Source organism: Streptomyces sp. YIM 130001 (genome assembly GCF_003574445.1).
In the GTDB taxonomy this organism is placed as follows: domain Bacteria; phylum Actinomycetota; class Actinomycetes; order Streptomycetales; family Streptomycetaceae; genus Streptomyces.
Genome location: NZ_KZ984566.1, coordinates 98,464 through 119,767, shown reverse-complemented (window position 1 = coordinate 119,767; position 21,304 = coordinate 98,464). Strand labels below are relative to the sequence as shown.

Annotated in this window: 19 protein-coding genes; 11 read left to right on the top strand and 8 right to left on the bottom strand. The window is 71.9% G+C overall.

Annotated elements, in window-relative coordinates; translation table 11 throughout:
- Positions 1-239 precede the first annotated feature (239 nt).
- The gene (locus DSC45_RS29200; protein ID WP_119294979.1) at positions 240-710 is read right to left on the bottom strand and encodes a hemerythrin domain-containing protein; all 471 of its coding nucleotides are present in this window, start codon (positions 708-710) and stop codon (positions 240-242) included.
- A gap of 190 nt (positions 711-900) precedes the next feature.
- On the opposite strand from DSC45_RS29200, the gene DSC45_RS29195 reads away from it, so the two are divergent.
- The 4 genes from DSC45_RS29195 (at position 901) to DSC45_RS29180 (ending at position 7,357) form a co-directional block, all read left to right on the top strand.
- Entirely contained in the window at positions 901-1,347 is a 447-nt protein-coding gene (locus DSC45_RS29195) for an ArsR/SmtB family transcription factor (RefSeq protein ID WP_119294978.1), read from the top strand.
- Complete coding sequence (locus DSC45_RS29190) at positions 1,344-1,601, top strand: hypothetical protein (RefSeq protein ID WP_119294977.1); 258 nt, start codon at positions 1,344-1,346, stop codon at positions 1,599-1,601. The genes DSC45_RS29195 and DSC45_RS29190 overlap by 4 nt, the downstream gene beginning before the upstream one ends.
- A 122-nt stretch (positions 1,602-1,723) precedes the next feature.
- On the top strand, positions 1,724-3,868 hold the full coding sequence (locus DSC45_RS29185; protein WP_119294976.1) for an MMPL family transporter: 2,145 nt from the start codon (positions 1,724-1,726) through the stop codon (positions 3,866-3,868).
- Between the two features lie 213 nt (positions 3,869-4,081).
- A complete protein-coding gene (locus tag DSC45_RS29180) occupies positions 4,082-7,357 on the top strand; it encodes an ATP-binding protein (protein WP_119294975.1) in 3,276 nt (1,091 codons plus the stop codon).
- 93 nt (positions 7,358-7,450) lie between these two features.
- On the opposite strand, the gene DSC45_RS29175 is transcribed toward DSC45_RS29180, so the two are convergent.
- Both DSC45_RS29175 and DSC45_RS35905 read right to left on the bottom strand, forming a co-directional pair.
- Positions 7,451-7,831, bottom strand: a complete 381-nt coding sequence (locus DSC45_RS29175; RefSeq protein WP_119294974.1) for a hypothetical protein — start codon at positions 7,829-7,831, stop codon at positions 7,451-7,453.
- Between the two features lie 114 nt (positions 7,832-7,945).
- Positions 7,946-8,518, bottom strand: a complete 573-nt coding sequence (locus tag DSC45_RS35905; RefSeq protein ID WP_162929373.1) for an SH3 domain-containing protein — start codon at positions 8,516-8,518, stop codon at positions 7,946-7,948.
- A 348-nt stretch (positions 8,519-8,866) separates the two neighbouring features.
- Between DSC45_RS35905 and DSC45_RS29165 the strand changes: the two genes are divergently transcribed.
- The 4 genes from DSC45_RS29165 to DSC45_RS29150 all read left to right on the top strand — a co-directional run bounded on the left by DSC45_RS29165 (position 8,867) and on the right by DSC45_RS29150 (position 12,334).
- On the top strand, positions 8,867-9,430 hold the full coding sequence (locus tag DSC45_RS29165; protein ID WP_119294972.1) for an NADPH-dependent FMN reductase: 564 nt from the start codon (positions 8,867-8,869) through the stop codon (positions 9,428-9,430).
- Between the two features lie 32 nt (positions 9,431-9,462).
- Positions 9,463-10,497 carry an ATP-binding cassette domain-containing protein gene (locus tag DSC45_RS29160; protein WP_119294971.1) on the top strand — a complete coding sequence of 345 codons (1,035 nt, stop codon included), beginning with the start codon at positions 9,463-9,465 and terminating at the stop codon, positions 10,495-10,497.
- The gene (locus tag DSC45_RS29155; protein ID WP_119294970.1) at positions 10,494-11,348 is read left to right on the top strand and encodes an ABC transporter permease; all 855 of its coding nucleotides are present in this window, start codon (positions 10,494-10,496) and stop codon (positions 11,346-11,348) included. Before DSC45_RS29160 ends, DSC45_RS29155 begins: the two co-directional genes overlap by 4 nt.
- A 155-nt stretch (positions 11,349-11,503) precedes the next feature.
- Positions 11,504-12,334 carry a hypothetical protein gene (locus tag DSC45_RS29150; RefSeq protein ID WP_119294969.1) on the top strand — a complete coding sequence of 277 codons (831 nt, stop codon included), beginning with the start codon at positions 11,504-11,506 and terminating at the stop codon, positions 12,332-12,334.
- 37 nt (positions 12,335-12,371) lie between these two features.
- Here DSC45_RS29150 and DSC45_RS36650 read toward each other — a convergent pair whose 3' ends face one another.
- Both DSC45_RS36650 and DSC45_RS29140 read right to left on the bottom strand, forming a co-directional pair.
- Positions 12,372-12,599, bottom strand: coding sequence for a helix-turn-helix domain-containing protein (locus DSC45_RS36650; RefSeq protein ID WP_276145478.1), 228 nt, complete (start codon positions 12,597-12,599; stop codon positions 12,372-12,374).
- A 131-nt stretch (positions 12,600-12,730) separates the two neighbouring features.
- Complete coding sequence (locus DSC45_RS29140; protein WP_162929372.1) at positions 12,731-13,366, bottom strand: DUF2975 domain-containing protein; 636 nt, start codon at positions 13,364-13,366, stop codon at positions 12,731-12,733.
- Between the two features lie 197 nt (positions 13,367-13,563).
- Between DSC45_RS29140 and DSC45_RS29135 the strand changes: the two genes are divergently transcribed.
- Complete coding sequence (locus DSC45_RS29135) at positions 13,564-14,622, top strand: endonuclease/exonuclease/phosphatase family protein (RefSeq protein WP_119294967.1); 1,059 nt, start codon at positions 13,564-13,566, stop codon at positions 14,620-14,622.
- Here the strand turns inward: DSC45_RS29135 and DSC45_RS29130 are convergent.
- Positions 14,619-14,966 carry a GNAT family N-acetyltransferase gene (locus DSC45_RS29130; RefSeq protein ID WP_240434902.1) on the bottom strand — a complete coding sequence of 116 codons (348 nt, stop codon included), beginning with the start codon at positions 14,964-14,966 and terminating at the stop codon, positions 14,619-14,621. The two genes, DSC45_RS29135 and DSC45_RS29130, sit on opposite strands and share 4 nt — an antisense overlap.
- A gap of 397 nt (positions 14,967-15,363) precedes the next feature.
- A complete protein-coding gene (gene snpA, locus DSC45_RS29125) occupies positions 15,364-16,020 on the bottom strand; it encodes a snapalysin (protein ID WP_119294965.1) in 657 nt (218 codons plus the stop codon).
- A 176-nt stretch (positions 16,021-16,196) separates the two neighbouring features.
- Between snpA and DSC45_RS29120 the strand changes: the two genes are divergently transcribed.
- Complete coding sequence (locus tag DSC45_RS29120) at positions 16,197-17,141, top strand: LysR family transcriptional regulator (protein ID WP_119295022.1); 945 nt, start codon at positions 16,197-16,199, stop codon at positions 17,139-17,141.
- A 34-nt stretch (positions 17,142-17,175) separates the two neighbouring features.
- Here the strand turns inward: DSC45_RS29120 and DSC45_RS29115 are convergent, their stop codons facing one another.
- Entirely contained in the window at positions 17,176-19,281 is a 2,106-nt protein-coding gene (locus DSC45_RS29115) for a PhoX family protein (protein ID WP_119294964.1), read from the bottom strand.
- A gap of 332 nt (positions 19,282-19,613) precedes the next feature.
- On the opposite strand from DSC45_RS29115, the gene DSC45_RS29110 reads away from it, so the two are divergent.
- A complete protein-coding gene (locus tag DSC45_RS29110) occupies positions 19,614-21,233 on the top strand; it encodes a VWA domain-containing protein (RefSeq protein ID WP_119294963.1) in 1,620 nt (539 codons plus the stop codon).
- The last annotated feature ends 71 nt before the right edge of the window (positions 21,234-21,304 follow it).

The following is a 21,304-nucleotide window of genomic DNA, read 5'->3' as shown; positions in this document are numbered from 1 at the left end:
ACTGCTGCCCGCTCCCCGTGGTCTGCGGTCCTTCCTCGACGAGTTCACGTGGGTGCTGCCGGTGCTGCACATCGGGATCATCGGCATGCTGATCCTGACCCGCTGGTGGGACTTCTGGACCAGCTGACCCGCCGACCCGGGCTGACAGCCCGGGTGATCGGTGCGAGCCGGTGCGTTCCGGAGATCTCCGGGGTGCGCCGGCTCGTTCGTGTTCAGGGGGTTCAGGGGGTTCAGGGGGTTCAGGGGTTCGTCGGTGCCGCGTCGGGGTGGGCCGCGCGCCAGGCCGCCATCGCACGGTTCCAGTCGGCTCCGGAGAGGGCCGTGAGGGAGGCGGGGAAGAGGCCGTCCTCCTCCTTGGCGATGTGGTGGTGCAGTTCGTCGACCGCCTCGCGCAGGGTGGCCGCGTCCCTGGCGTCCGCGAGGTCGAGCCGGGGCAGCAGGGCCGCCAGTTCCCGGTGCTCGCGGACCAGGGCCTCGATGTAGTCGGCGTACTCCGGGTCGTCCCGCAGCACCGCGAAGAGGCCGTCCTCCTCGCCCTGCCAGTGGGTGGTCAGCTCGCGTGCCATGACGTCGACGAGGGCGTGGGCGCGGTCGGTGTCGCCCCGGTCGAGGGCGCGTACGGCGTCACCCGCGGCATCCGTGACGCGCTCGTGCTCGGCGATGAACTCCTTGATCAGTGGGATCTCGCGGCAACCGCAGTAGTGGCACATGGGGAGTTTCTAGGCGAGGCCGGCCAGGAGCTCGGAGCCGCCACACCGGTGCGGCACGCAGGTGTCCCCCGCACTCCCGGCCCGCGCTCCTCAGGGGTGAACCCTGAGGTATCCCTGAGAGCCCCCCAGTCTTCCCCGACATGTGTCAGGTTCCTTTGACAGGTGGCGGGCGCGGGCCCACCGTGGAGGCATGAGCGAGGCCTCCGTACCCACCGGGGACGAGCTGTTGAAGATCCTCTCGGCGTTGGGCAACCCGCACCGGCTGCGCGTCGTCGCGGCCCTCGCCGAGGGACGCAACTACGTCAGCGCACTGGCCCGCGAGATCGGTATGGGCCGGCCCCTGCTGCACATGCACCTGCAGAGGCTGGAGGCCGCCGGGCTCGTGACCGGTTCGCTCGAACTGTCCGAGAGCGGCAAGGCGATGAAGTACTACGAGCTCGTGGACTTCAGCTACACGCTCACGCCTGGGCTCGTGGCGGCCCTGGCCCCCACACTTCCGCGCGACGAGAAGCCCAAGGGTCCGGGCACCGAGCCACCGCCCACCGCGGCCCGTGACACGTCCGCACCAGCCGGACCGGAGGCCGACGAGGCCGACGGACGGCAGCACCAGACAACTGTGAAGGAGAGCTCGGGATGAACGGCGGAGACTGGGCGGGAGCGATCGGCGCCGGCGGTGTCTTCCTTTTCCTGATCGTGGTCGTGTGGCAGATCGCCGCGACCTGGCGGGCCCGCATGCTCGCCTCCCGCGAGGAGCAGTACAAGCAGATGGCCCTCAAGTACCAGCAGCTGCTCGAGGACAACATCGAGCTGCACCGGCGCTCCATCGAGGAGATGACGCAGACCCGCGCCTCCCTCTCCTCGGTCGAGAAGATGATGCGCGAGGTCGAGTAGGCGGCCCCGCAGTTCCCCGTGCGCAGGCACGGCCGGGAGCGGCAACTCCCGGCCGTGCGTAACAGAAGCACGTCCCGCGAGCCCATCGCAGAACACCCACTTCTCTTTGAAGGAGACCACCCATGTCCGCTTGGATCAAGCGGCTCCCGACCGCGCCCGCGGGCCGCCGGACCAAATGGCTCGTGCTGGCCGCCTGGCTGATCGCCACGGTCGCGCTCGGCCCCCTGGCGGGCAAGCTCGGCGACGTCGAGGAGTCGGGGCCCAACGCGTTCCTGCCGCGGGGCGCCGAGTCCGCCGCGGTCAACACGGAGCTCGAGAAGTTCCGTACCGACGAGCTGATGCCCGCCGTCGTCGTCTACACCGGCGACGCCACCGCGGCGCGCGAGTTCGCCGCGGACGAGCGCACCGAGTTCGCGTCGTTCGCCGCGAAGGGCGAGCAGGTGGCCCCGCCCGTACCGTCCGACGACGGCAAGGCCCTGATGACGGTCGTACCGCTCGACCAGGGCGACGGACTGACCGACCGGATCGACGAGCTGCGCGACATCGCCGGCGCCAACGCGCCGCCCGGCGTGGACATCGAGGTCGGCGGTCCCGCCGGATCCCTCACCGACCAGGTCGCCGTCTTCGACACCCTCGACTCCACGCTGATGATCGCCACCGGCAGCGTCGTCGCGATCCTGCTGCTGCTCACCTACCGGAGCCCGATCCTGTGGCTGTTCCCGCTGCTGTCCGTGGGCTTCGCGGCCGTCCTCACACAGGTCGGCACGTATCTGCTCGCGAAGCACGCCGGGCTGCCCGTCGACCCGCAGAGCGCCGGGATCCTGATGGTCCTCGTCTTCGGTGTCGGTACGGACTACGCGCTGCTGCTCATCGCCCGCTACCGCGAGGAACTGCACCGGCAGGAGGACCGGCACACCGCCATGCACATCGCGCTGCGCCGCTCCGGGCCCGCCGTGCTCGCCTCCGCCGGGACCATCGCCGTCGGACTCGCCTGCCTGGTGTTCGCCGACATCAACTCCTCGCGTTCGCTCGGTCTGGTCGGTGCCGTCGGTGTCGTCTGCGCCTTCCTCGCGATGGTGACGGTGCTGCCCGCGCTGCTCGTGATCGCCGGACGCTGGGTGTTCTGGCCGTTCGTGCCGCGGCACGGCACGCCCGCCCGCAAGGCCCGCACCGTCTGGTCGCGGATCGGGGCGGCCGTGGCCCGCAGGCCGCGCTGGTCCTGGCTGATGTCCGTCGGCGTCACCGGCGTGCTCGCGCTCAGCGCCACCGGCATCACGATGGGGCTGAGCCAGGCCGAGATGTTCCAGGACAAGCCCGAGTCCGTCGTCGCCCAGGAGCGGATCTCCGCGCACTATCCGTCGGGTGCCTCCGATCCGGCGGAGATCGTCGCGGGGGCGGACCGGGGCAAGGACGTGCGGGCGGCCGCCGCGGCCACCGACGGGGTCGCTTCCGTACGGGACGGGGACCGCACCCCTGACGGCGCCCTGGTGTCGTACGCCGTCGTCCTCGAGGACGCGCCCGACAGTCAGGTCGCGAAGGACACCGTCGACCGGCTGCGGGACGCCGTCCACGAGATCGACGGGGCGGACGCCCTGGTCGGCGGCACCACGGCGCAGACCCTCGACACCCAGCGGGCAGCGGACCGCGATCTGCGCACGGTGATCCCGATCGTGCTGCTGGTCGTGCTCGGGGTGCTGATCCTGCTGCTGCGGTCGCTCGTCGCGCCGCTGCTGCTGCTCGCCACCGTCGTGCTGTCGTTCCTCGCGGCGCTCGGCGGGTCCAATCTGCTCTTCGAGCACGTCTTCGGGTTCGCCGGCGTCGACTGGTCGATCCCGCTGATGGGCTTCGTCTTCCTGGTCGCCCTGGGCATCGACTACAACATCTTCCTGATGCACCGGGTGAAGGAGGAGGCCGGACGGCTGGGCCACCGGCGCGGCGTGCTCGAAGGACTCACCAGCACCGGCGGTGTGATCACCTCGGCGGGCATCGTGCTCGCGGCGACGTTCGCGGTGTTCGCCGGACTGCCGCTGGTGACCATGGCCCAGATGGGCGTGATCGTCGGCGTCGGCATTCTGCTCGACACCTTCCTGGTCCGTACGGTGCTGGTCCCCGCTCTCGCCCTCGATCTGGGGCGCGTCTTCTGGTGGCCCGGGCGGCTCGCACGGCGGCCTTCGGGCCCCGGTGCCGCTACCGGTACGGGTACGGATTCGGATTCGGATTCGGCGCCGGACGCGGGCGCGGGGCAGGAGGCGGCTCTGCACGGCTGAACGTGGGGACAGCTGGGCGTAGAGGCAGGGCGGACCGTCCGTGGGACTCGAGCTGCCGGGAAGGACTCCCGGCGTGCGGGGCCCACGGGCGGTCCGCGCCCGTACCGGCGGAGGTGCGAGGACCGCACGGCGGCGGCGTGCGGACCGCAGCGGCACCGGGCACCGCGGAAATCGCGCGCTCGTTGTCAGTGCGTGCGCCTATCGTCTGCAGGCATGACTCCCGTACTCATCGGGCGCGACCACCCCTCGGCCCGGCTGCGCGCGGACATCGAGCGCACGGCCAAGAGCCACGGCGGTCTGGTGCTCGTCACCGGCGAGGCGGGCATCGGCAAGACCAGCCTGGTCACCGAGGCCGCGGGCGCCGCGCGCGAGCTCGGCGCCCTGGTCCTCACCGGCACCTGCTGGTCCTCGCAGAGCGCACCTGGCTACTGGCCGTGGGTCCAGGTGGTGCGCGGCCTGCGCCGCGCCGTCGGCGAGGACGCACTCGCTGCCGCCCAGGAAGCGGCGGGCAGCAGCCTCGGCGCGCTGCTCGGCGAGGCCCGCCCGCTCGACGACCCGAGCTCCGCGTTCCGGGTCTACGACGCGGTGACCACGGCCCTCGTCACGGTGTCCAAGGAGCAGCCCGTGATGATCGTACTCGACGATCTGCACTGGTCGGACAGCGCCTCCCTGAAGCTCCTCGAATTCGCCGCGGGCCACGCCTGGTTCGAGCGGCTGCTGTTGGTCGGCACCTACCGGGACGCCGAGGTCGAGACCGAAGGGCACCCGCTGCGCGCCGAGTTCGCCCCGCTCACCGCCAAGGCCGGCACCCTCGCCCTGACCGGACTGGACACGGAGCAGACCGGCGAGCTGATCACCCGCGTCGCCGGCCGCGCCCCCGAACCGGCGCTCGCCGCGGAGGTGTGGCGCAGGACGGGCGGCAACCCGTTCTTCGTCGAGCAGACCGCCCGGCTGTGGGCCGGCGGCGGCTCCGTCTCCTCGATCGCCCCGGGCGTACGGGAGGCCGTGCGGCACCGGCTCGGCCTGCTGCCACCCGCGGTGGCCCGGCTGCTCGGTACCGCCTCGGTGCTCGGGCGGGAGTTCCATCGGCAGGTCCTCGCCGCGGTCGCGGGCGACCCGGTCGCCCATGTGGACCGGCTCCTCGGCCAGGCGGTCACGGCCCGGCTCGTCACCGCGCTCGGCAGCGGCCGCTTCGGGTTCGCGCACGATCTGGTCCGCGAGACGCTGCTGGAGGAGTTCGACGAGACCGAGGCCGGCGCCCGGCACGCGGCGGTCGTCACCGCCATCGAGGCCGCACCGTCCCTCGCGGACAAGGTGCTCCCCAGCGACCAGGCCCGCCACGCGTACCTGGCCGGCGACGCCGTGGCGCCGGAAGCGGCCGTGCGGATGCTGCGGCACGCCGCGCGCGACGCCGGTGGGCGGCTCGCGTACGAGGAGCAGTTGACCCAGCTGCGGCGGGCCGACGCATGCGCGCGGCGCATGCCGGACCAAGGCGGACGCGTCCTCGTCCTGCTCGATCTCGCGGACGCCCTCGACCACTTCGACGAGCCCGTCGAGGCCCGGGCGACCTACGACGAAGCCACCGCCGTGGCCCGCGAGCTGGGCGAGCCCGAACTGCTCGCCCGCGTCGCCCTGTCCGCGTACGCGAATCCCTACCACGGCGATCCGGCCGGCGCCGAGGCCGCTGCCCTGCTGCTGCGCGAGGCCTACGCGGGCCTGGTGGGGCCGGCCGGAGCCGACCGGGCGGCCGGACAGCTCGCCCAGGACCTCAGCATCCGCACCGCCGTCCTGGCCCGCAGGCACGAGGACGACGAGGCGCTCGGCTTCAGCCTCTGGGCGCGGCACCACGCGATCTGGGGTCCCGGCACGGCGGACGAACGCATGGCGCTGATCGAGGAGTTGATCCTCATCGCGCGGCGCAGGGGCGATCCCGAAGGGGAGATGTTCGCGCGCGCCCTGCACTGGGTGGCCCTGCTCGAGCTGGGCGATCCGCGCACCCTGGACTCGTACCACGCGTACGTGGCGTTCTGCGAGAAGCAGGGGCTGCCACGGGCCGGCATCAGCATGGCCATCGACCAGTCGATCGTCTCCGGGCTGCTCGGGCGCTTCGCGCAGTCGGAGAGTTTCCTCGCCGAGAGCCGTGGGGCCGGCGAAGGGCTGAATCTGTACCTCCACTTCACCGCGCTGCTCGAGCATCACCGGTGGAATCTCGCCCTGTTGCAGGGCAGGACCGACGAGGCGGCGCGGATCGCTCACGATGTCGAGCGCCACCATCCGGCCCCCCGCCTGCTCGCCGGCATCACCGCGATCGAGGCGAGCGGTACGGCGGTGGCCCGGGGGCTCGGTCGGCTCGACCCGGCACCGGGCGACGATGCGGGCGGCGGGTCCGGGCCCGACGGGGCGCGGCTCGCGCAGCGCGCACGCGACACCGATGCGGCCGTCACCCACGCCCGCGAACTGCTCTCCCGCGGCGCCGACGCGGACCGTGGCTTCATGCCGCTGCGGCTGCGTTTCCAGGCGCAGGCAGCGGCTGCCTCCGGCGATCCGGAGCTGATCGGCGCGGCCCGCCGTGCGCTCGAACCGCTCGCGGGGCAGTGGGCGGTCTCCATGTTCGGCTGGGACATCAGCGGTCCCGTCGCCCACTGGACGGCGGTCTGCGACGCCGCGCTCGGCGAGTGGGACGCCGCCGCCGACGGCTTCGAGCGCGCCCACCGCAGTGCGGAGCGCCTCACGGCTCGGCCCTGGTCGATCGAGGCCCGCTCCCGGCTCGCCGAGGCGCGGATCGCCTCCGGCGGCGACGCCTCCGGCCTGCTCGACGAGGTCGAGCGGGATGCGGCGGAGCTCGGCATGCGTCACGTCGTCCGCCGTGTCGCGGGGCTGCGGTCGCTCGCTCCAGTGCCGGCCGCGTCTCTCGTACCGCCCGCCGAACTGCCCGTGACCGGCTTCCAGTTCCGGCCGGACGGGCCCGTGTGGAACCTGACGTACGAGGGCACGACGGTGCATCTGCCGGACGCGAAGGGCCTCAAGGACCTGCGGACGCTCCTGAGCCGCCCCGGCACCGACATTCCGGCGGTACGGCTGCTCGCGCCCGAGGGCGGTGCGGAGGCCGTGGCGGCCGGCAGCCTCGGCGGGGACGCGGTGCTCGACGAGGAGGCGAAGCGGCAGTACCGCCGCCGGCTCGACCGCCTCGACGAGGAGATCGACCGGGCGGCGGCCGTCGGCGACAGCGACCGCGCGGCGGAGTACGAACGGGAGCGGGCGGCACTCCTCGACGAACTGCGGCTCGCCGCGGGGCTCGGCGGGCGGGCGCGGCGGCTCGGGGACGAGGCGGAGCGGGCGCGGAAGGCCGTCACGGCGCGCATCCGGGACACGCTGCGGCGGATCGATGCGCGGCATCCCGCGCTCGGGGCGCATTTGCGGGACGCGGTCTCCACGGGGTTGACCTGTGCGTATCGGCCCTCGGGGGGCGTGCCGGAGTGGTGGCTGTGACGGGACTTCCCGTGCAGCGCGACGGCCCTGGCGGGCCTTGCCCTCAAGTACCGGGCGGGTGTGAGGTGTTGCCGGGCCCGGCTCGGTTTGCCGTTACTCCCGTGTGTACGCGCGGTAGAACACGAGCGCGCCCACACCGGCGGCGACCACGGAAGCCATCGTCACCGATCTGAGGATGCTGGCGTCCGTGAGGCTGTAGAGGAAACCGAACGCGATGCCCGCGAACGCTGCCCATGCCGCGGCGCGGAGCTCGCGCGGCAGGCCCGGCGCCAGCTTTCGAAGGCCGACGTAGAGCGCCGCCGCGGCCAGCCCCGCGACTACGCCGAAGAGCACGTTGCCCCAGGTGATGGGGCCCGCGTCGCGGTGGATACCGGCGGCCCAGATGCCGTAGACGACGGCCAGGACCGGCGCGATCCAGGTCGAGGACCCGAGGCCCGCCCGACTGCGAGGTGCTACAGGTGCCACATGAGCCATGGGGCTCTCCTCTCACCGGCCCCCGGATCGCCCCGCGGGCCACCTGACCCCCCGTACTTTCAAGAGCACACCGCCCCACCCCGCGCGGCAACTCGAAGGCCGCTCCGGGGGCGTTCAGCACTCGGGGACGCGGCGTTCTGTTTCCACGTAGACGGATGCCGCCCACGCTCGGGCGCCGGAGAGCCAGTACCAGGACGAGTTGCCGTGGACGGTGCCGCCGTCGGTGCGGCAGCTGACGCGGTCCTTGGCTCCTGGCGGCAGGGTGCCGACGCGGGAGGCGCCGGCGTAGGGGGACGAGCGGAGGTTCAGGTCCGAGTCGGAGATGACCGTGCCCCAGTTCGGGCGCCCGTGGCCGCGGTCGTTCTCCCATTGCAGGTCGAGGCTGCCCTCCCAGTGGATCTCGAAGCGGCCGCCGCCGTCGGGGTCCGGGTCGGAGTCGTGCGCGGGTGCGGTGACGGTCGAGGTTCCCGCGGCGGCGGGTGCTGCCGCGACGGCTGTCAGGCCGCCGCCGGCGAGGAGGGCTGCGGTCAGGCCGCCGAGTCCGGTGCGCAGGGCGCGGCGGATCCGGCGGTGGGGGTCGCGCGAGGGCCGTACGCGCGCGTCTGCGCTGTACGGGGGTGGCAGGGCCTCGCCGCCGGTGGTGCTCGCGCGGGGCCGCTGGCTGGTGCCGGTCTCAGAAGCGGGCATCGTCGCGCCTCCTTCTCCCGTGGTCCCCCGGTGCTCCGGATACGCCCGGACCTCCCGTACCGCGCTGACCTCCCGGTTCTCCCGGATCCGCGGCATCTGCCGCGGCTGAGCGGGTTCTCCCCTCACTCAAGGAAACACCCCGCCCGCGTCCCTCTCCACCCGAGCACGGACCCGTACCACGGTGTGCTGTCCCGTGCCACCGCGCGGCGCTGCACCGGCCCCGCCCCACCCCGAGCCGCGAGACGCGTCCCGCCAGATTCGATCTGGCGGCTGCCCGGCCGGAACGCGCGCCTTCAGGGTGAGGGCCGCACGGGACGGCCGGACTCAGCCGACGAGGAGGGGGCGACGATGACGAGGACCGATGCGGAGGTGCCGCTGCGGGTCGCCGTCCTTGTCGGGTCGACCCGGGAGGGCAGGGTCGGCGAGCAGGTCGCCGAGTGGTTCGTCGACCGGGCCGGCAAGCGCGAGGACCTCGAGCTCGACGTCGTCGATCTGCTCGACTACCAGGACTTCCCGGCCCGTTACCCGCACACCGCCACCGAATCGATGACGCGTTTTTGCCGGCACATCGACCGCGCCGAGGCATTCGTCGTGGTCACGCCCGAGTACAACCGCAGCTTCTCCGCCTCCCTCAAGCAGGCCATCGACTTCGCCTACGACGAGTGGCACGCCAAACCGGTCGGCTACGTGGCCTACGGATACGGCAGCCGCGGGCTCTACGCCACCGAGCAGCTGCGCTGTGTGTTCACCGAGCTGCACGCGATGAGTTTGCGGGACTCGGTCGGTCTGAACCTCGTCGAGGAACTCCCGCAGCCCCCCGACGACCAGGCGGTCAGCACGATGCTCGACCAGCTCCGATGGTGGGGCCTGGCACTGCGCGAGGCCCGCGCCGTACGCCCCTACACCTCCTGACAGCGTTCCAACTCCCCGGAAGGGAACCGGACATGAGCAAGCAGACGACCGGCCTGGCGATCGAGACGGCCGGTCTGGTGAAGACCTTCGGCGAGAACCGCGCCGTGGACGGTGTCGACCTGTCCGTCCCGGCCGGGACCGTCTACGGCGTACTGGGGCCCAACGGCGCAGGCAAGACCACCGCGGTGAAGATGCTCGCGACCCTGCTGCGGCCGGACGGCGGCCAGGCGCACGTCTTCGGCCACGACGTGGTGCACGAGGCGGACGCCGTACGCGGCAGGGTGAGCCTGACCGGGCAGTACGCCTCGGTCGACGAGGACCTGACCGGCACCGAGAACCTGGTACTCCTCGGCCGCCTGACCGGCCACTCGAAGCACGCCTCGCGGGTGCGTTCCGAGCAGCTCCTGGAGGCGTTCGGACTCAGCGAGGCGGCCGGCCGGCAGGTGAAGAACTACTCGGGCGGCATGCGGCGCCGTATCGACATCGCCGCGTCCATCCTCAACACCCCCGACCTGCTCTTCCTCGACGAGCCGACCACAGGTCTCGACCCGCGCAGCCGCAATCAGGTCTGGGACATCGTCCGGGCCGTCGTCGCGCAGGGCACGACCGTGCTGCTGACCACCCAGTACCTGGACGAGGCCGACCAGTTGGCGTCCCGGATCGCCGTCATCGACAAGGGCCGGGTGATCGCCGAGGGCACGAAGGGCGAACTGAAGGCATCGGTCGGCGCGGGCGCCGTGCACGTACGCCTCCGGGAGGCCGAACAGCGGCCGCAGGCCGAGGAACTGCTGCGGACCGTCCTGGACGCGCAGATCGTGCTCGAACCGGACCCGGTCGCCCTGACCGCCCGGGTGGGCAACGGGGACAACGGCCGCGGCGCGAGCGAACGCGCCTCCCGCGCCCTGTCCGAACTGGCGCACGCAGGCATCCAGGTGGACAACTTCTCGCTCGGCCAGCCGAGCCTGGACGAGGTGTTCCTCGCCCTGACCGACCGTCCGGCGACGCCCGCCGGCACCGCATCCGACACCGCCGCCGCGACGACGCGCAAGGAAGAGGCCGCAGCATGAGCACCGCGACGACCACCGAGACGACAGCCGAGGAACTCGCGCCGGTCTCCACCGAGTCACTCGCCGAGCTCCTCATCGCCAAGGAGCGGCCGCCGCGGCCGAGTGCGCTGTCCGCATCGGTGACCTTCGGCTGGCGGGCCATGCTCAAGATCAAGCATGTGCCGGAGCAGCTCTTCGACGTCACCGCGTTCCCGATCATGATGGTCGTGATGTACACGTACCTCTTCGGAGGTGCGCTCGCGGGCTCGCCCTCGGAGTACATCCAGTACCTGCTGCCGGGCATCCTGGTGATGAGCATCGTGATGATCACGATGTACACGGGCGTCGCGGTCAACACGGACATCGACAAGGGTGTCTTCGACCGCTTCCGTACGCTGCCGATCTGGCGGCCGTCGGTGATGGTCGGCTACCTGCTCGGCGACATGCTGCGCTACGTCCTCGGGTCCCTGGTGATCCTGGCCGTCGGCCTGGCACTCGGGTACCGCCCGGACGGCGGCGTGCTCGGTGTGGTGGCCGGGATCGCGCTGCTCATCGGCTTCTCGTTCGGTCTCTCGTGGGTGTGGACCATGTTCGGTCTGATGCTGCGGACCGAGAAGTCGGTCATGGGCGTCGCGATGATGGTGATGATGCCGCTGACGTTCCTGAGCGACATCTTCGTGAAGCCGGAGACGATGCCGGGCTGGCTGCAGGCGTTCGTCAACAACAACCCGGTCACCCACGTCGCCTCCGCGGTCCGCACGTTCATGGACGGCGGTTGGCCGGGGGCCGAGCTGGCCTGGTCGCTGGGCTGGGCGGGCGTTCTCATCGCGGTCTTCGGGCCGGTGACGATGCGGCTCTACAACCGGAAGTAGGCAGTACGGCACGACCCGGGGGGCCGGATCATCCGCGGATGGTCCGGCCCTCCGGCGCGTCCGCACGCTGCTTCGTTGCCCCGGCCGGGTCGCCGTGCCACTCGTGCGCAGCAAGCGCGGTCGCGGGCGGGAGCCGGAGCGCCTTGCCTTGAGGGGTGCGTATCGCCCGGGGTGTCCTGTCCGCCGTAGCTCTCGTGGTCGCCTGCGTCCTCGCGCCGCTCGGTGCGCTGTCGACCTGGGCGAAGTACGAGATCGCCGACACCGACCGGTACGTCGCCACCCTCGCTCCGCTCGCCGACGACCCGGACGTACGGACGTCGGTCGCCGACGCGGTCACGGACGAGGTCGTCAAGGCCGTGGACGTCGGGCCGCTGCAGGGGACGGTGCGGGACTTCGTGCACGAGGCGGTGATCTCGTTCGCCGGCACGAAGGCGTACCAGGGCGCGTGGGACACGGCGACCAGGGCCACCCACAACGCGTTCATCGACGCGCTCGACGACGGTGCGGCGGACAAGGTCACGCTCGATCTGGCGCCGGTCGTGGAGCGGGTGCGACAGCAGCTCATCGAGGACGACGTGCCGTTCGCGGGCCGGATCCCGGTGCCGCACGTCGAGGTGACGCTCCTCGACTCGGTGGATCTCGGCGGGTTCCGGAAGGGGTTCCACATGCTGGAGGCGGCCGGTATCTGGTTCCCGGTGGCGGCGGTGGTCTGCGCGCTCGTCGGTGTCGCCCTGGCGGCGCGGCGGGCGCGGGCGATGATCCTGACCGGGATCGGCGTGGTGCTCGCGGCCGGCGTCCTCGCCCTCGGCCTCGCGCTCGCCCGCCGCGCGACCCTCGACGATCTGCCGGCCTCGGTGTCGACGGACGCGGTGGCGGCGGTGTACGACGCGCTGACGGCGACGCTGCGGACGTCGGTGTGGGTGCTGGTGATCGTGGGGGTGGTGGCAGTCGTGGCGGGCGGGGTGACGGCACGGCTGCGACGGTAGGGCGAACTCCCTCAACGAGGGTGCGCGGTAGGGCAGTTCACCTTCGCAAGCCGAGCAGGTCGCCCGGCTGGCAGTCGAGTTCCTCGCAGATGCGGGTGAGCGTGGTGAAGCGCATCGCGCGGGCGTGGCCGTTCTTCAGGATGGAGAGGTTCGCGTGCGTGACGCCCACGCGGTGCGCGAGCTCGGTGAGGGTCATGCCGCGTTCCGCGAGCAGTCGGTCCAGATGGACTTCGATCGCGTGGTCGTCCCCGGCGTCCCCGTCCACCGTTCCCCTGGCCTCCCTGTTGTAGTAGCCGTTGTCGCCGTTGACGCCGTTGACGCCGTTATCGCCGTTGACGCCGTTGTGACCGCTCCGGCCTTTCCGGCCGCGCTCGCCGCGCTCGCCGCGCAGCGGCATCAGACCGTCCCGGCGAGATCTTCCCGCATACCGACGCCGATCCGCATGACGCGGGCGAACGAGAGCACACCGAGGCCGGCGAGGATCGCGGTGAACGGGGCGTCGAACATCCACAGCCCCGAGTACGCGTGGATGGCATCGGTCCGGCTCAACGAGGCGACGAGTACCGACTCCGAGGTGGACTCGACGACGGCGGAGAACACGCTGCCGACCACCAGCCACCAGCCGAGAACGCGCAGCCGGCCCGCGGTCGTCGCGGTGTAGAGCCCGTCGCGCTCGGCGCCCTTGATCAGCCGAACGGTCAGCAGCAGGGCGCCCGCGAAGTAGGCGAAGGGGACGAACTCTCCTGCCGTGTTGACGAGGACCTGGTGGATCGCGGGGTCCTCGGTGCAGAACCTCGGACTCGCGTCGAGGACCACCGAGGTGCCGGGATCCGGCCGGAGCGTGTCCAGGTGCCGGCCCTCGTCGCCGCCGATCCCGGTGGCCCGGTCCGTGGCGCAGACGGAATCGTCGCCGATGCCGAACACGCTGACGTCGAGAAACGGCGCGGCGAGCAGCGTGAGGACGCACACCGCGCCGAGCACGGCCACCAGGGTCGTGACCGCCGTGGACAGCGGTTCCAGCGGATTGCGCACCTTGACCATCGGACCCCCGTCATGCTCGCTATATCGTTTATCGATGTTATCGAAAAACGATATAGGGGTTCGAGGCGTTCCGGCAACCGCCCCGCTGTCCCCCCTTCGGTCGGAAACACCCCCGGTTCCCACCCGTCGCGCAAACATGGGGGAGAATTCGGGCGAACCCCGCGCGACGACGGAAGGCCACACCCACCTTGGACACCGAAGAGAACGGCACCGGGTCCACGGACACGCAGACGAAGCCACCCCCGGCCGCCGCCCCGGACAACTCCCCGCCCCAGGAGCCGAGTTCACGCCGCCGCCCCGTCACGAAGCTCGCCTCCGTCCTGGTGCTCACCGGTATCTCCGGCATCCTGCTGACCCGCGCCACCGGCTCGGACGGCTTCACCCCGCTGCCCCAACTCCTGGCGTTCCTGCCCTGGTTACTGGTCCCGACCGCCGGAGTCCTGGTCGCCACCGCACTCATCCGGTGGCGCGTCGGCATCGTCTGGGCGCTGGTCGCCTGCGCCGTGACCGGCTGGTTCACCCTGCCGTACGGGGACGGTGCCACCGGCGCGAAGGGTCCGGCCGTGGCCGAGCTGCGGGTGATGACCTCGAACCTCGAATTCGGCGGTGCCACCAACGCGTTGCTCCGCACCGTCCGGACGGAGCGACCCGACCTGATCTTCGTCCAGGAGTGCGACCAGCGCTGCGCGACCACTCTGCGACGCCGACTCCCCGGCGAGGGCTACGCACACCTGTCGGTGGAACGGGCCGGCGGCGCCGAGGGTTCGGCGATCGTCAGCCGCTTCCCGCTCACCCGTACGGCCGGAGTGCCCGGCGAACTCGCGATGCCCGGAGCCGTACTCGAGGTCAACGGGCACTACGTACGACTCCAGCTCGCCCATCCGATGCCGCCGGTCCCCGACAGTCTCGGCACCTGGCGCAGTGAACTCGGACGGCTGCACGGCTGGGCGGCCGAGTACGCCACCGGACCGGTGATCCTGGCCGGCGACTTCAACGCCACCCAGGACCATGCCGCGTTCCGCAGGATCATCGACACCGGGCTCTACGACAGCACCCGGCTCACCGGCGACTCGCGGGTCCCGTCCTGGCCGACCTCGATGCTGCCGCCGCTGGGGGCACAGATCGACCACGTACTGGTCAGCCGGCACTTCCAGGCGAGCATCGCCCGCTTCGTGAACCTCGGTGACACGGACCACCGTTCACTGATCGTGGAACTCACGCTGCATCTGAAGCCGCACCCGATCTAGGCGGTCCGCCGTCCGGCGGTCCTGGTGTACTCGACGTCGGCGGGGCCCTCGCCGTCGAGGCGGTCCCCGAGAACCCATCCGCAGGCCTCGTAGAACTCCGTGGCCCTCGTGTTGCCCGGGAAGGTCACGAGGCGGACGGTCGGACACCGGGCGAGGAGCGTCTCTGGTGCCTGCCGGAGCAGGCCGCGGCCCGCCCCTCGGCGGTGGTGCTCCGGGGCGACCATCATCAGATCGACCGCGGCGCCGTCGAGGACGGAGAAGCCGATGATCCGGCCCGATCTGGGTGAGGCCGTACACGCCGCCCTGCGCCAGGTGGGTCCGCACGTGCGCGTCCGAGGCGCCACTGCCGATGAACCAGTCGGCTGCCTCGTCCCCGAGGAACCCGCGGTAGCAGGTGCCGATCGTGCGGCGCGCGAGCGCCTGGAGATCGCCGAGATCCTCGCCGGTCGCAGGGCGGACGGTGGGGTGGTGCTGCCCGGTCGGCATCGCGGTTCCAGGCTTCGCCGGTGACGGTCGGCGCCCGACTGCATGGCGTCCGCCGATCACGGGTGCCGTCCCAGAGACGACATCCGACGGCCCGGCGCTCGAAGCAGCCGGGCCGTCGGGGTGGGAGGACCGGGTCCGGGGACGGCGGGGACCGGCGCGGGGCATGCCCCGGGCCTCGCCGGTGGGGGGTTTCCCCGGACCCGGTGTCCGATCGGTCCGGCGCCGCGCCGAAGGGCGGACGCCGGGCCGATCGCGCTAGGACACCTTCTCGAGGGCCTTCGCGAGGCCGTTGGCCCAGAGCTGGTCCACGCTGGCCCGCTCGTTGGCGTCCGGCTGGGAATTGGTGCACGACGGGCCGGGGCCGCCGCCCGACATCAACTCGCTGCACGGGCCCGAGTAGTTGTCGGGAAGACCGAGGACGTGACCGGTCTCGTGGGTGGTGACGCGGGTGGAGTCGTACTCCTCGTTCTGGGCGTAGTCCAGGAAGATGTAGCCCTTCCCGTGACCGTCGGTGGAGGCGTACGAACCGCGCGGGTCGTTGCCCTCGCGGTAGCTGAAGTCCCCGCCCGAGCCCTCCTGGAGCTTGACGTTGGAGACGGCGCTGTTCCAGATGGAAGTGCTGTTGGCTATCTGCTCACTGAAGGCGGGTGCGTCCGAGGCGTCGTAGGTGACGGTGACGGCCGCGGCACCCGGATTCGCGGCACGCTTCTCGGCGACCGAGTCGAGAACGGCCTCGAAGAACGCCCGGTTCGCCGCTGCCTCCTCGCCGGAACCGGCGTACTGCGCGAGGCGTTCCGCGGTGACTTCCGAGACCGGCGCCGGATCGGCCGCGGCGGCCGGCCCTGCGCCGAGGGCGGTCACTGCGAGACCGAGGCCGAGAGCGGCCGGAAGCAGCGTCCTGGAAAGATGCATGGGGGGCTCCTACTCGTGTGGGGCGAGCGGTTACCCGTGAGTGTCGTGTACATCGCGACCCCTGCGGATGATGGCAACCGGCGATAGTGCGGAGCTATCGGCCGGCCAAATACACCTGGTCTGCGGGGATTTGAGGATCTGGTGTGATCACCGGGACGGTCCTACGCTCAACCACCATGGACCTCGAGGTTCGACACCTCCGTGCCGTGTGTGCCATCGCCGATACCGGCAGTCTGCACAAGGCTGCCCGACAACTGGGCATGACCCAGCCCTCGTTGACCACGCAGCTGCGCCGGATCGAGGACTCGATCGGCGGCCGGCTCTTCGCGCGCGAGCGCACCGGCTGCCGTCCCACGCCGCTGGGCCGGGTCCTGCTGAGCCGGGCCAGACCCCTGGTCAGCGAGATGCGCGAACTGGTGACGGAGGCCCGTGCGGCAGCCGCGCGGGCGGGCGGGCCCGGCCTGCGTATCGGCTCCACGGCGAACAAGGCCATCCCGGGCTGGCTGCGTCGGCTCCGGGTGCGCCTGGACCGTACCGAGACCGCGCTGCAGATGGACGTGTCCGCCCAGGCGCTGGTGTCCCTGGTCGCCGACGGTCAACTCGACGTGGCCTTCGTGCACCAGGTGGAGGGCTGCCCGCTGAGGATTCCCGAAGGAGTGCGCCAGCGGATCCTCGTGGAGCGCGAACCGCAGTTCGTGTCCCTGTCCGTGGACCATCCGGCAGCCCGGCAGCGGATCGTACGGCTGGGCGACCTGGCGGGCGAGCAGTGGATGGTCGACCCCACCGTCGACGGCGAGCGCGACGGACTGCTGCGCACGCTGCGCGCCGCGGGACTCGCCAACCCCCGTGTCCTGCACGGCGATTACCTCACCGCGGCCACCCTGGTCGCCACCGGCGACGTGGTCGCCCTCTGCCAGCCGACCTCACGGGGCCGCCCGGACATGGCGGTACGGCCGCTCGAGGGCGACCCGCTCGGCGTACGGCTGATGCTCGTCGCCCGCACCGAGGAGGAACTGGACGAGGTGTACGCCGATCTGGAGGCCGCGTACTGGGAAGCGGCCTGGCAGGCCGCCGGCTACCGCGCGTGGCTGCTGCGCACGCACGGCGGCCGGGCGGCCTGAACCCCCGTTCTTTCAGGCCGATTTGACGCCTGGATCAGACGCCGATGTCGCGGCCGTCCTTGCGCCACACGGCGACGACCGAGGGCCGGACGATCTTGCCCGGTCCGTCCGGCCACTGCGAGGCCGGCTTCTCCACGGAGGCACCGTCGACCTCGCCCGGGTGCTGCACCGCGACGAGCACGCGGCGGTCCTGGACGAGCGGACCGCAGGTCTCCGCACCGGTCGGAACGGTGAGGAACTGCTTGAGCTCGCCCTCACGCTCACCCCGCGTCGCCACCCCGAACAGGCCGTCGTGCGAGTCGAGCGCATTGCCGTCGGTGGAGATCCACAGGTTGCCGTGCGGGTCGAACGCCACGTTGTCCGGGCAGGAGATCGGGCTGACCTTGTCCTTCGGGAAGCCCGCGAAGTACGTGGCGGGGTCCTCGGGGTCACCCGCGACCAGGAACAGCCGCCAGGCGAACTTCCGGCTCAGCGGGTCGTTGTGACGCTCGGTCAGTTCGAGGATCTGGCCGTGCTTGTTGGCGTTGCGCGGATTGGCCTCGTCGGCGGCGGCCTTGCCCTCCGTGCCGCGGGCGTCGTTGTTGGTGAGCGCGACGTAGACCTTGCCGGTGCGCGGGGACGGCTCGACGTCCTCCGGGCGGTCCATCTTGGTGGCGCCCACCTTGTCGCCCGCGAGCCGCGTGAAGACGTACACCTCCTCGGCGGTCATGCCCTCGACATGGCTCTCGTCGCCGGTCGCGAGCGGGATCCAGACTCCGCTGCCGTCGAACTCACCGTCGTTCGGCAGGGTGCCGGTGCCGTCGATCTCCTCGGCCGGGGAGTCGCCGGAGATCTTCGCGACGTAGAGCGTGCCGTGGTCGAGCAGCGAGAGGTTGTGCTCACGGTCGGAGCGCGAGGAGCCGTGCCGCATCCGCTCGCTCGCCACGAACTTGTAGAAGTAGTCGAACTTCTCGTCGTCGCCCATGTAGACGACCGGACGGCCGTCGTGGGTCAGCCGGGGCTGCGCGGCCTCGTGCTTGAAGCGGCCGAGCGCGGTGTGCTTACGGGGCGTGGAGTGCGGGTCGTACGGGTCGAGTTCGACGACCCAGCCGAAGCGGTGCGGCTCGTTGGGCTCCTGGGTGACGTCGAACCGCTTGTCGAAGCGCTCCCACTTGCGCTCGGAGGCCTCGCCGCCGATGCCGTAGCGCTTCAGGCGGGCCGCCTGGTCGGGGTCGGTGACCTTGTCGCCGTTGGCGAAGTACTGGTTGAAGTTCTCCTCGCCGGACAGAATCGTGCCCCACGGAGTGGTGCCGCCGGCGCAGTTGTTGAGGGTGCCGAAGACCTTCGTGCCGGAGGCGTCCGCGGAGGTCTTCAGGAGATCGGAGCCCGCGGCCGGGCCGGTCACCTTGAACTCGCTGGTCACGGTGATACGGCGGTTGAGCTCGTGGCGCGCCACGGGGGTGAGGCTGCCGTTGCGACGGGCCTCCTCGACGACCACGACGGACAGACCGTGCGCCGCCCAGGCGATCTCGGCCTGCTCACGGGTGGGGTTGTCGGGGTCGTAGTCCCGGAACATCAGGACCTCGTCGGTGTACTCGTGGTTCGCGACGAGGACCTGGCGGCCGCGCTCGTGGTGGCCGTGACGGGGGCCGTGTCCGTGGCCCGGGCCGAGCGGGAGCAGGCTGAGGAAGTCGTTGTTGTAGCCGAACTGGCCCGCCTGGGCGGCGGCCGTCTGGTGGTCGGCGTCGAACCGCGGTGCACCGCGCAGGATGGGCTCGCCCCAGCGGATGACCACGTTCTGGTCGTAGCCGGACGGGATCGTCACCGTGTCGTCGGTGTTCGGCGCGACCGCGTCGAAGCGCAGGCCGCGGGCGGCCTTGCCGTGCTTGCCCCTGCCGCCCGCGGGCGTCGCGGCGGCAGCGGCGGGGCTCGCGCCCGGGCCGCCGAGCACGGTGCTGCCGGCGGCCGCGGCGACCGTGACCACGGCGGCGGTGCGCATCATGGACCTTCTGGACAGAGCACCGGCGATGACGTCGCCGGCGTACTCGTTGTCGCTGGTGTTGGGCACCTCGTGGAAACAGGCGTCACCGCAGCGGTACCGGCAGGTCAGCGCGGAGCGCCCACCCGGGTGCGAGCTGGTGATCGGCAGCAGATTGCGCACGTTCCCCTCCAAATGGGCCCCTCGGACCCGTGCTTCGGCGCGCCCCGCGCCGACATCGTGTCGGAATGTTCCGGCCGCGACGTTAGGGGCGCGCTCCGGCAGGGCGACGGCGACGGGATGAACGGTCGGTGAACCCCAGGCGGACGACGGGGAGTTGGTGCGGCCGCGGGCCTGGTCAGAAGTGACAGGACCTGCGTTCGGGCCCGGCCCGGCGCCCCTCCCGAAGATCACGGAGGGCGACGGCTAACCTTACGTGTCACCCTGGCCAGCGGTTACGGAATCACCGTGCGTACAGGGGCCACCGGGAACAACTCACGTGAAGGGTTGCGCACATGGGGATTCTGGATCGCCTGCGGAACGCGTTCGGACGGTCCCGCAAGGACCGCGCCCCCTCCGAGGGGCCGTCTGTCCCGCAGGCACGGAACGAGACGGAGGCCGAGGGGTCTTCACAGACTCGCCCGGCAGCGGAGTCGAGTGCCGTCGAGAGCGGCACCGAGGCGGAGGGCACGGGTACTGCGGAGGGCCCGGGTACCTCCGGTGCCGCTGCGGGCGGCAAGACCCGAGGTCCCGGTGACTCGGACACGGACGCCGCCGCCGAGGACTCGAAGTCCGGCGACGGCGACACGAAGACCGAGGGCGACGCCGGAGACCGCGACGACACCGGACGTGAGGCGAAGGCGCCCTCCGTGCCGGCACCGTCCACCGAGCCCGCCCCGAGGCCCCGCGCGGCCTCCGTACCCGCGCCCGCCTCGGACCGTGACTCCGCCTCCGAGGACGACCTGGTCTCGGCGGCCTTCGACAACCCGGACCTCACCGCCCGCGTACCGGCCCCGACGACACCGGCGGACGACGCCACGGAGCCGGAGGCGGCCACCGAGCCGAAGGAGCCGAAGGCGGCCGGGGACTCCACGGCGGCTGCCGCGGAGAAGGCGGGGGCCGCGGAGAAGGCGGGAGCCGCGGAGAAGGCGGGAGCCGCGGAGAAGGCGGGGGCCGAGGCGAAGCCCGAGCTCAAGGCCGACGCCGACGCCGAGCCTGAGCCGAAGGCCGATCCCGCCTCGAAGGCCGGTCCCGCCACCGCCTCCACCTCGAAGCCGACGCCGAAGCCTGCCTCCAAGAGGTCCGCCACCAAGACCGCAGCCTCCAAGCCGGCGGCCAAGACGGCCCCCACCAAGTCCGCCACCAAGGCCAGGACGAAGCCCGTCCCGAAGCCCGAGGCGGACACCGAGCCCGCGGCCGCCCCGGCCGCCGAGCCGGCAGCGGCCCCCGCCGCCACGGCCGCCCCCGCGATCCCCGCCGACCAGCTCAAGCGCCGCGCCCCCGCGCTGGCCGCCGCGCACAAGGCGGCCGGCGCCGAGCTCGCCAAGCAGGGCCTGTCCGGCACCCGCGCCCGCGTCTACCTGGTCCTCGACCGCTCCGGTTCGATGCGTACGTACTACAAGGACGGCAGCGCCCAGAACCTCGGCGAGCAGGCGCTCGCCCTGGCCGCGCAGACCGACCCCGAGGCCACCGTGCAGGTCGTCTTCTTCTCCACGGAGGTCGACGGCACCGGCACCCTCACACTCGACGAGCACGAGGGCCGGATCGACACCCTGCACGCCGGACTCGGCCGGATGGGCCGCACCTTCTACGAGCAGGCGATCACCGAGGTCGTCACCCTGCACGACAAGTCGGCCGACCCCGCGGCCCCGGCCCTGGTGATCTTCCAGACGGACGGCGCCCCGGAGGCCAAGGCGGCCGCCACCAAGGCCCTCGCGGACGCCGCCGGACGCGACATCTTCTGGCAGTTCGTCGCCTTCGGCGCCCACGATGCCAAGGCATTCGACTACCTCCGCAGGCTGGACGCCCCGAACGCCGCCTTCTTCCACGCGGGCCCCGTCCCCAACGAGCTGACCGACCCCGAGCTCTACGAGGGCCTGCTCGCCTCCTGGCGCCCCGCTTCCACCGGCGCCTGACACGCCCCGCGTCCGGCCGGATCCCGCCCCGTGCGGGGCCCGGCCGGACGGGCAAAAACCCGGCCGGGAGG